This window comes from Curtobacterium sp. MMLR14_006 (assembly GCF_001864985.1).
Taxonomy (GTDB): Bacteria; Actinomycetota; Actinomycetes; order Actinomycetales; family Microbacteriaceae; genus Curtobacterium.
In genome coordinates this window covers 154,316-164,155 of the sequence record NZ_MJGU01000001.1, presented here as the reverse complement: position 1 = coordinate 164,155, position 9,840 = coordinate 154,316, and the positions used below count along the sequence as shown (strand labels likewise).

Here is a 9,840-nt window from a genome sequence, read left to right as displayed (position 1 = left end):
AGTAACACCCCGCACCACCGCACCACCGCACCACCACGAAGGGCCGCCCCGGGCAACCAGGGCGGCCCTTCCGCACACCCGGAGGCCGTGGTTCGCGGAGGCTGTTCCGCGCGTAGGTGGTCGTTCCGCGCATGGTGAGACGTTCCGCGCATAGGAAGCCCGACGTTCCGGCCCCCGACGCGCGAAACACCTTCCCATTCCACGGGCGATGGGAAAGAACACCGGCCCGAACCCGGCGCACCGCGGGACCAGCAGCAAGCCGTGACGGTCCTGGTACCCGAAACCCGGACCCCACGAACCAAGACCGTCAACGACCAGATCGTGTCACCACACCCCCGGCCGCCCGGCGAACCACGGCTCCGTCAGCGGTTCCCGCTCCAGCGTGCTGCACGGCCGAGCAGCAGCGGCAGGCACATCTGCATCAACGGTTGACGGTCGTGGTTCCCGAAACCCGGACCTCACAAACCAAGACCGTCAGCACCGTGCGCGCCCCCCGAGCCCGGGAGCGCAGCACTCCGAGCACGCCACCCCCACAGTCTCGGGCGCCGCGCGGTCAGACGCGCCGCACGTGGGAAGCCGTTCCACGCGTCGGAAGCCACTCGTTCCGACCCCCGACGCGCGGAACTGCTACCCATCCCACGTGAGACGGGAACGGACACGCGCCAGCCTCCACCGCGCCTCAGCGGCGCCGACGCCACCACCGGCGCGGGCGGGCCTCCTGCTCCGCGGCGGCGCGGGCAGCTGCAGCCGCGGCGTCGGCGGCCTGCCGCTCCTGCCGGCGCTCGAGCCAGGCGGTGACCTCGGCGTCCACGTCCCGCAGCGGGGTGACGACCGGCGGGCCGCCGAGGAGCTGGCGTCGGGCCTCCTTCACGCGGGCGTTGAAGTCCTCGAGGACGTCGCGGACGTCGGACTCGACGGTGAGCGCGTCGAGGGCGTCGTCGAGACCGGCGTCCTCGGTCCGCAGGGCGAGTGCCGGTGGGGCGATCCCGCGGATGTCCTCGCGTTCGATCTTCTGCCGGATCCACCAGTCCGGGTCGTGGCGGCCGTCGTTCGAGGGCAGGGGCTTGCCGTGGTACGGGTTCCCCTCGAAGACCCCCCGTCGCTCGGCTTCCTCGACCCGGGCGCGGGCGTGCGCCGCGACGTCGGCTGCCTGGAGCAGTCGGCGTTCCTCGCGCACCTCGTCCGGGTCGAGCGTGCCGCGCTCGATCTCGCTGTCCACGAGCTGCTGGTAGCGGTAGCGGGCGGCCCGGCGCAACCGGTCCATCCGTGCATCGACGTCGTTCATGGCCGTTCCATGATCACTCGGAGGAGCGTTCCTCGCCAGCGACCTCTTCGATGGTCAGCGCTGCCTGGATGAGTGCCAGGTGCGACAGCCCCTGCGGGATGTTGCCCATGAAGGAGCCGTCCTCGCTGATCATCTCGCTGAACATGCCGACGTCGTTCGCCTGGCCGACCATCTCGTCCATGAGGGCACGGGCGTCGTCGGTCCGGCCGGTGCACGCCATCGCGGCGGCGAGCCAGAACGAGCACGCGACGAAGGGCGACTCCTCTTCGTCCATGCCGGAGTACCGGTAGACGAGGGGGCCGCGCTGCAGCTGGTCCTCGATGGCGCGGATGGTCGAGGCCATGCGCGGTCCACGGTCGAAGGCGCTCATGGCGTGGAGCAGGATCGAGGTGTCGAGCTTGTCGCTGCCCTCGTACATGACGTAGTGGCCGAGCTCCTCGTTCCACCCGTGCTCGGCGACCCACTGCTCGATGAGCTCGCGGTTCTCGGACCACTTGTCACGCGGGCCGTCGATCATGCCGGCGTCGTGCAGCTCCACGGCGGCGTCGAGCGCCTGCCAGCAGCCGATCTTGCTCGAGACGTAGTGCTGGGTCTCCTCGAGCTCCCACATGCCGGAGTCGGGTTCCTCCCACCGGTGGCACGCGTCGTCGGCGAGCTCCTGCAGGACCGAGGCGGTCTTCCGGTCGAGGACGTTGCCGGCGCGGACGTACTGGCGCAGGATCTCGAAGACGTCGCCCCAGACACCGAGCTGCAGCTGGTCGCCCGCCCGGTTGCCGACGGTGACGGGGCCGATGCCGCGCCAGCCGGGCACGTCGCGCTCCTCGACGTCGTTGCTCTTCGAGCCGTCGAGGCCGTAGAAGATCGGCATGTCCTCGTCGTGCTGCGCGATGGTCTGCATCACCCACGAGACGGCGGCGTGCGTCTCCTCGCGCAGGCCGAAGCGGGTCAGGGCGTGCACCGTGTACGACAGGTCGCGCACCCACGCGAACCGGTAGTCCCAGTTCTTGCCACCGGTGCGGTCCTCGGGCAGGCTCGTCGTCGGCGCCGCGGCGATCGCGCCGGTGGGCGAGAAGATGAGCAGCTTGAGGGCGAGGGCGCTCCGCTGCACCGCTTCGGCCCACGGGCCGTCGTAGGAGAACTCCTCGGACCACGTCGCCCAGTTGTCGATCGTGCGGTCCATCGCCGCGAGCGCGCTCTCGGGCTTGGGCATGAAGATCGGTTCGTCGTGCGTGCCGACGATCGTCAGGATGTGCTTCGACCCCTCGGTGGTGCTGAAGCGGCCGGAGAACCGCGGGCCGTCGTCGTGCACCGGTTCGAAGCCCTGCTCGACGATCGCGATGGTGATGCCGTCGATGCCGATGACGGCCCCGTTCCCGGTGTCGAGCCGGCGGGGCTCGGCGGTGTTGAGCAACGTGCCGGGCACGACGGCCCACTCGAGCTCGACCGTGCCGTCGACGCCCTGCACGCAGCGGGCGATCTCGGCCCACGGCAGGCGGCCGGCGACACCGGTCACCATCGCGTCGGTCACCGTGACGGTGCCGGTCGGGGTGGTCCAGGTGGTGACGAGCACGTTCGTCCCGGGCAGGTACTCGCGGGACGCCTCGGCGTCGCCGACGGGCCGCAGCGCCACGTGGCCGCCGTGCTCGGCGTCGAGGATGCTGGCGAAGACGGGGGGCGAGTCCATCGACGGGATCGGCAGCCAGTCGATCCGCCCGTCGAGCGCCACGAGCGCGACGGTCCGCCCGTCGCCGATCGCGCCGTAGGAGCGGAGCGGGACGTACCCGTCGGTGCGCTCCTCGTTGTCGGTCGCGTCGGGGGTGTCTCGCGTGCGCTCGGTCATGCTCCCAGACTGCCCGCGGCCCCGGCCCGACCATCAGGCGGGCGTACCCCGCTGTCCGGAGCGCGAACCGGGCCTCCCGGCCGGCCCGACCGAGCACGGGCGGAGCCGGGCCGCTGGCGCCGCCTGTGCTCGGGACGGCGGACCGGACCGGACCGGACCGACCGCCCGCCCGGGGCGGGCGTCAGCCCTGTCCGGCCGACCCGACGAAGTCGACCAGGCGTTCGAGCAGTGTCCGCCGGAACGGGACGGAGGACCAGCCGTGGTCGGCGTCCGGCACCGCGGTGAACGTCGCGTCCGGCAGGACGTCGGCGTAGCGCTGGCCGTAGCGGAGCGGGACGATCTGGTCGGCGGTGCCGTGCACGACCTGCGCGGGGCCGGTGTACCGGTCGACCGTCGCGTAGACGTCGAGGCCGGCCGTGACCTCGTCGAGGAAGGCCGTGCCGAGCGCCGTGCCGCCGAAGTCGAACCAGCCCTGCTCCCGTGCGGGGGCGAGGGGCTGGCCCTGGATCTCGTCGTGCTCGGCGATGTCGTCGACGACGACCCCGGCCGGGGACCAGAGCGTCAGCGTCGCGACGAGGTCGGGCACGCGGCCCGCGGCGATGGCGGACTCGACGGCTCCGAGGCTGTGCGCCACGACGTGGACCGGCCCGCGGGCGTCCTGCGCGGCGGCGGTGATCATCGCGACGACCTGCTCGACCTCGTCGCCGATGGTGACGTCGATGAACTCGCCGTCGCTCGTGCCGTGGCCGAGGCGGCTGTACGAGCGGACCGTGACGCCGTGGTCGGCGAGGGTGCGGGCGGTCTGCACGAAGAGCTGCTGGCCGCCGGTGTCGGTGCTCCCGAAGCCGTGCACGAGCAGGGCGACGGGAGCCGGGCCCTCGGTCGGCACGCTGCCGAGCTGCCAGCCGCGGAGCGTGCTGCCCCGGTGCTCGAGGGTGATCGGGACGAGGGTCGGCATCAGTTGCTGCGGTCCGCGAACCCGGCGGGCAGGTCGCCCGGGGCGGTGTCGACGACGGTCTCGTCGTCCTCGCCGACGTGCTCGAAGAGGGTGATGTGGGCGAACTCGGGGACGACGTAGATCGGGTAGGTGGGGCCCTGGTCGCGGTACTCGCGCATGCGGTCGAGGTGGTCGTTCTGGAACAGGACGGTCTTGCTGCCGTCCTCCTCGACCCAGTGCGGGAAGAAGATGGTGCCGTGCAGGACCCGCTCGCCCGGGACGACGGTGACGACGACGCTCGTGCCGGTCGGTTCGTTCCACGACACCTTGTAGACGCCGGCGGTGAGGGCGACGAGGTCGACCTGCTGGTCCTTGACCCAGCGGCCGCCGACCATGCCGGTGTGGATGCGGTAGTCGATGGTCTTGGCGTTCTTCACGTACATCTCGTACTGCCAGCCGTTGGCGTACGTGTAGATGAACCGGTGGCCGACGATGCCGGAGAGGTCCTGCTCGGGGACGGGGTGCTCGACGCTGGTGGTGATGTCCATGCATCCGAGTTTGCTCCCGAAGTGCGTTTGTTGCAAGCGCACTTCCGGTGACTACCCTGTGAACGTGGACGAACGACCGGACCGACCCGACCTGCCGCAGGCGGCACGGCGGCTGAGCGCGGAGATCGGGCCCTTCCGCCGCACGCTGCTCGTGACGGCCCGGCGGTCGGTCGCCCTGCCGGACATCCCCGACGCGCAGATCGAGGTGCTCCGGCGGCTCGACGACGCCGGTTGGTCGAGCCCGACGGCGCTCGGCCGGGCGCTCGGGCTGGCCCGCTCGACGGTGAGCAACCTCGTCGCGGCGATGGAGCGGGACGGCCTGGTGGACCGGCGCCTCGCGCAGGGGGACGGCCGGAGCACCGAGGTCGGCCTGACCGACCTGGCCCGGCGGCGACTCGCCGACTACGACGAGTCCGCCGAGCGGGTGCTCGTCGACGCGATGACGTCGCTGTCCGCCGACGACCAGCGGGCGCTCGCGGCCGCGGTGCCGGCGCTCGGCCGGTTGCGCGCCCGGCTGGACGAGCACAGCGCAGGCTGAACAACGCGTCCCGGGCGTGTCGCACTTGTGCATCCCGGGCGTGTCGCACTACTGTCGTGCTCCTGCCGGTCGGCTCCGACGTCGCCCGGCAGCGCCGTCGGGCCGACACCGGACCGGCGGCACCGCCCGCCCCGGGCACCACCGGAAGGACCGCGCATGCGCGCCGTGCAGCACAACGAGAACCGCGTCGAGCTCCAGCTCGCCGCGGGCAGTGTGCTGCGCGAACAGCAGCAGCGCTGGTCCCTCCGCTATCCCGCGTAGGCACGCGACGTCACCCGACGCCCCGTGCCCACCCGGCCCGGGGCGTTCGTCTGTACTGCCTCCTCCCGTCCGCCATCTCCGGCGACGACCAGGAGGCCCGGCGTGCGACCGTCTCGGACCGTCACCACGACCGTCGACACCCGTCGACGACCGTCGACACCTGTCGACGGCAGTCGGCACCCGTCGACGAGACCGTCACGAAAGCGAGACGACACCCATGGAGAAGATCACCGACCGGCTGCTCAGCTGGGCCTCGATGCTCGAGGAGAACACCGAGCAGCAGGCCCGCACCACGGCGCGCATGCCGTTCGTGTTCCCGCACCTGGCCCTCATGCCCGACGCACACCTCGGCCTCGGCGCCACCGTGGGCTCGGTCATCCCGACCCTCGGCGCGGTCATGCCGGCGGCCGTCGGCGTGGACATCGGCTGCGGCATGATCGCGGTCCGGACGCAGTTCACCCGGGGTGACCTGCCCGACGACCTGCAGGAGCTGCGCGAGCAGATCGAGCGCGCGGTCCCGCTGTCGGCCGGTGCGTCGAACCGGAAGATCGTGGCGACCGCCGCGCCTCGGATCGCCGAGCTCGAGGCGATGGCCGGGACGGCCGGGTTCGACCCCGACGGCGTGCACGGCGGCTGGCGCAACCAGCTCGGCACGCTCGGGTCCGGCAACCACTTCATCGAGGTCTCCCTCGACGAGGAGGACCGCGTCTGGCTGTTCCTGCACTCCGGCTCCCGGGGCGTCGGCAACAAGATCGCGCAGCGCCACATCACGGTCGCGAAGCGGATGATGGAGCGCTGGTGGATCCAGCTGGCGGACCCCGACCTGGCCTACCTGGTCGAGGGCACGCCGGAGTTCGACCGGTACATCGCCGAGCTGCGGTGGGCGCAGCACTTCGCGCTGCTCAACCGCGAGGAGATGATGGACCGGGTCGTCCGGCAGCTGTCCGAGGTCGTCGGCACGCCCGTCGACGAGCAGGAGCGGATCAACTGCCACCACAACTTCACGCAGCGTGAGACGCACTGGGGCAAGTCCGTGTGGGTCTCGCGCAAGGGCGCGATCCAGGCGGCGGCCGGTCAGCTCGGCCTGATCCCCGGGTCGATGGGGACCGCGTCGTACGTGGTCGAGGGGCTCGGCAACAAGCCGTCGCTCGAGTCCTCGCCGCACGGCGCCGGGCGGCTGTTCTCGCGGAGCGCGGCACGCCGGACGTTCACGCACGACCAGCTGCGCGAGGCGATGGTCGGCATCGAGTACCGGGACACCGACGCGTTCCTCGACGAGATCCCGGCCGCGTACAAGCCGATCGACCAGGTGATGGCGGATGCGGCGGAGCTCGTGTCCGTCCGGCACACGCTGCGGCAGATCGTCAACGTGAAGGGTGACTGACGGGGACCGACGGACGGGAGGCGCGGGTGCGGTCCGCCCCGCGCCTCCGGTCCCGCACCCGGCCGGGTCCACCACCCGTCGCCGGCGGACAGACCGGCCCGCGTCGGGCACGCTTGACGGGATGAGCGACACAGCAGAACACGCCGCCCGTGAGACCGGCCGACAGGTCCGACGAGCAGCGGACAGCCGGTGGTTCGAGCTGACGGCCCGGGCCGGGTTCGTCGGCAGCGGCATCGTCCACCTGCTGATCGGCTACCTGGTGGTGCTGCTCGGCGTCGGCAACGCGTCGTCCGGCGGCGACACCGACCAGTCCGGTGCGCTGGAGCAGCTCGCCGCCGTGCCGGGCGGGGTGGTGCTGCTCTGGCTCATCGCCGTCGGCACGGCGGCGCTCGCGCTCCGGTTGGTCGTCGAGGCCGTCGTCGGCGGCCGCTCGGACAGCACCCGCGGGTGGCTCGCCCGGGTGAAGGACGCGGCGAAGGCCGTCGTCTACGGCGTCATCGCGTACTCGTCCGCGTCGTTCGCGCTCGGTGCCGGGTCGAGCTCGAGCAGCTCGAGCAAGAGCGCCGCGGCCACGGCGCTCGCCACCCCGGGCGGCGTGTTCCTGCTGCTGCTGGCCGGCGCGGTCGCGGTCGCCGTCGGGATCGGTCTCGTGGTGCAGGGCTGCCGCCGCTCGTTCCGGAAGCAGCTCACGTCGCCGCCGGCGTCCCTCGACCGCGCCGTCACGGTGCTCGGCGTCGTCGGCTACGTCGGCAAGGGCGTCGCCGTGGTGGTCGTCGGGGTGCTCATCGGCGTCGCGGGGCTCCGCAGCGACCCCGACCAGGCCACCGGCCTCGACGGGGCGTTCGACGCGCTGCGGTCGATGCCCGGCGGGGTGTTCGTGCTCGTCGCGGTCGGCATCGGCTTCCTGGCCTACGGCGTCTACAGCTTCTTCCGGGCCCGGTACGCCCGACTCTGATCGGCGACCCTGACCGGTCCGCCCGGCGGGCGACTGGTAGACCGGGTGGATGACCTCCAGCGTGACGACCGGCCCGCCGACCGTGTTCACCGACGCCCGGGCGGTGCTCGCCGAGAGCATCGTCTGGGACCCGGACGAGCAGGTGGTCCGCTGGGTGGACATCACCCTCGGCACGTTCAACACGGCCGACGCCGAGGGCACGCCCCGGTCGAGCGTGTCGCTGCCGCCGCCGCTCGCGAGCTTCCAACCGCGGGCGTCCGGCGGGTTCGTCGCGGCCCTCGGCGACACCGTCGTGGTGACCGACCACGAGGGACGCATCGAGCGCGAGGTCGCACGGGTGGAGCACTCGACCGCGGGCAACCGCTTCAACGAGGGCAAGTGCGACCCGTTCGGCCGGTTCCTGGTCGGCAGCATGAACGTCGTCACCGGCGACCCGGACGGGGCGCTGTACGCCGTCGAGGCCGACGGGACGACCCGGCTGCTCCGCGGCGGCTTCGGCACCACGAACGGCATCGAGTGGTCCGACGACGGCAGCACGATGTACGTCACGGACACCGACGCGTCGACGGTCTTCCGCGCGTCCTACGGGCCGGCCGGCGACCTCGGCGAGCTCGAACCGTTCATCGTCGGCGAGGCGCACGACGGCCTCGTGCGCGACGACGAGGGCTGCTTCTGGAGCGCGATCTACGGCAGCGGCCGGGTCGAGCGCTACGGACCGGACGGCCAGCACCTGGAGTCGGTGACCATCCCGGCGCCGAACCCGACGTCGGTGGCCTTCGGCGGTCCCGACATGTCGACGCTGCTCGTCGGGACGGCGCGCGAGAACCTGTCGGAGGAGCAGCTCGCCGAGCACCCGCACTCCGGCTCCGTCTTCGCGGTGCCGACCCGCGTGCACGGCTTCCCCGCGCACACCTTCGGCGGGTGACCCGTCCGTCCGCGGACCGGCGGCACCGGCGGGTACGCTGGGTGATCGCCATCCCCAGGAGGACCACGTGAACGACGACTCCACGCGGGCGACCCCGGACCCCGCCAGCGCCCTCGCCGGAGCCGAGGACGCCGAGGTCACCGTCGAGGTCGACCGCGTCGCCGTCGACGGCACGTACGTCCGGGTCAGCTCCGTCGGCGCACCGGGCGGCCGCGCGTTCCTGCTCGTCGCCGGGCTCGGCATCGCCGCGACCTACTACGAGCGGCTCGCGCCCCACCTCAACGAGAACGGCCCGGTGCACGCCCTCGACCTGCCCGGGTTCGCGGGGGTCCCGCGGTTCCGCGGCGCGGTCTCCATCGAGCGGTACGCCGACGCCGTCGAACGGGTCATCGATGAACTCGGTCTCGACGACCCGGTCCTGGTCGGGCACTCGATGGGCACGCAGGTCGTGACCGAGGTCGCCGCCCGTCGGCCGGACATCTCGGACCTGGTGCTCATCAGCCCGGTGGTCGACTCCCGGGCGCGTTCGGTCCGGCAGTCCGCGGTGCGGTTCCTGCGCTCCGCCCTGCACGAGCCGTCGGCGGTCCGGTTCCACGCGGTCACCGCGTACCTGCTGTGCGGGTGGCACTGGTTCCGCAAGGTGCTCCCGCGCATGATCGCGTTCCCGATCGAGGAACGGGCCCCGCACGTGCGCGCCCGGACCCTCATCGTCCGCGGCGAGCACGACGCGATGGTGCCGCGGGACTGGCTGCGCCGGCTCGCCCGGGTCTTCCCCTACGCGGTCCTGCGCGAGGTCGTCGACGGTGCGCACTCGGTCATGCACGCCCAGGCCGACGCGGTGGCGCAGCTCGCCGTCGACCACGTGGCCCGGCGGCTGCCGGACCGCGGGGTGTCGTCGCTCCAGCGGGTGCGGGACGACTCGACCGCGTCCGACCTGTCCCGACTCGACCCGCGCGAGGCCTGGATGCTCGTGAAGTCCCGGTTCGTCGAACTCGCCGGCATGGCGCACGACGACGACGAGCGGCTCGCGGCGGCGAAGTCCGCGCACGCCGTCGCGATGGCCGACGGCGACGACCTGCCGGTGGACCCCGCCGACCGCGCAGCGGTCGCCGACCAGGTCGCACCCGAGGCCCGCCGGACGGGCTGAGGCCCGACCGGGAGGTGACG

Annotated in this window: 9 protein-coding genes; 5 read left to right on the top strand and 4 right to left on the bottom strand. The window is 72.6% G+C overall.

Translation table 11 applies throughout. From position 1 onward, the window contains the following. Positions 1 to 679 precede the first annotated feature (679 nt). From BIU94_RS00765 to BIU94_RS00750, 4 genes are all read right to left on the bottom strand, one after another. Positions 680 to 1,285 carry a DUF1992 domain-containing protein gene (locus tag BIU94_RS00765; protein ID WP_071253177.1) on the bottom strand — a complete coding sequence of 202 codons (606 nt, stop codon included), beginning with the start codon at positions 1,283 to 1,285 and terminating at the stop codon, positions 680 to 682. 13 nt (positions 1,286 to 1,298) lie between these two features. Beyond that, positions 1,299 to 3,125 (bottom strand): glycoside hydrolase family 15 protein, encoded by a 1,827-nt coding sequence (locus BIU94_RS00760; protein WP_071253176.1) that lies wholly within the window; start codon positions 3,123 to 3,125, stop codon positions 1,299 to 1,301. Positions 3,126 to 3,306: 181 nt separating this feature from the next. Next, positions 3,307 to 4,083: an alpha/beta hydrolase gene (locus tag BIU94_RS00755; RefSeq protein WP_071253175.1), complete on the bottom strand. Its 777-nt coding sequence runs from the start codon at positions 4,081 to 4,083 to the stop codon at positions 3,307 to 3,309. Next, positions 4,083 to 4,610 carry a phenolic acid decarboxylase gene (locus BIU94_RS00750; RefSeq protein ID WP_071253174.1) on the bottom strand — a complete coding sequence of 176 codons (528 nt, stop codon included), beginning with the start codon at positions 4,608 to 4,610 and terminating at the stop codon, positions 4,083 to 4,085. The genes BIU94_RS00755 and BIU94_RS00750 overlap by 1 nt, the downstream gene beginning before the upstream one ends. Before the next feature lie 64 nt (positions 4,611 to 4,674). On the opposite strand from BIU94_RS00750, the gene BIU94_RS00745 reads away from it, so the two are divergent. The 5 genes from BIU94_RS00745 to BIU94_RS00725 all read left to right on the top strand — a co-directional run bounded on the left by BIU94_RS00745 (position 4,675) and on the right by BIU94_RS00725 (position 9,820). Then, positions 4,675 to 5,148 (top strand): MarR family winged helix-turn-helix transcriptional regulator, encoded by a 474-nt coding sequence (locus tag BIU94_RS00745; protein ID WP_071253220.1) that lies wholly within the window; start codon positions 4,675 to 4,677, stop codon positions 5,146 to 5,148. 478 nt (positions 5,149 to 5,626) lie between these two features. Next, the gene (locus BIU94_RS00740; protein WP_071253173.1) at positions 5,627 to 6,793 is read left to right on the top strand and encodes an RtcB family protein; all 1,167 of its coding nucleotides are present in this window, start codon (positions 5,627 to 5,629) and stop codon (positions 6,791 to 6,793) included. Positions 6,794 to 6,914: 121 nt separating this feature from the next. Continuing rightward, positions 6,915 to 7,748, top strand: coding sequence for a DUF1206 domain-containing protein (locus BIU94_RS00735; RefSeq protein ID WP_083404487.1), 834 nt, complete (start codon positions 6,915 to 6,917; stop codon positions 7,746 to 7,748). A 49-nt stretch (positions 7,749 to 7,797) separates the two neighbouring features. Beyond that, positions 7,798 to 8,673 carry an SMP-30/gluconolactonase/LRE family protein gene (locus BIU94_RS00730; RefSeq protein ID WP_071253172.1) on the top strand — a complete coding sequence of 292 codons (876 nt, stop codon included), beginning with the start codon at positions 7,798 to 7,800 and terminating at the stop codon, positions 8,671 to 8,673. Between the two features lie 67 nt (positions 8,674 to 8,740). Further along, positions 8,741 to 9,820 (top strand): alpha/beta fold hydrolase, encoded by a 1,080-nt coding sequence (locus tag BIU94_RS00725; RefSeq protein ID WP_071253171.1) that lies wholly within the window; start codon positions 8,741 to 8,743, stop codon positions 9,818 to 9,820. Positions 9,821 to 9,840: the final 20 nt, after the last annotated feature.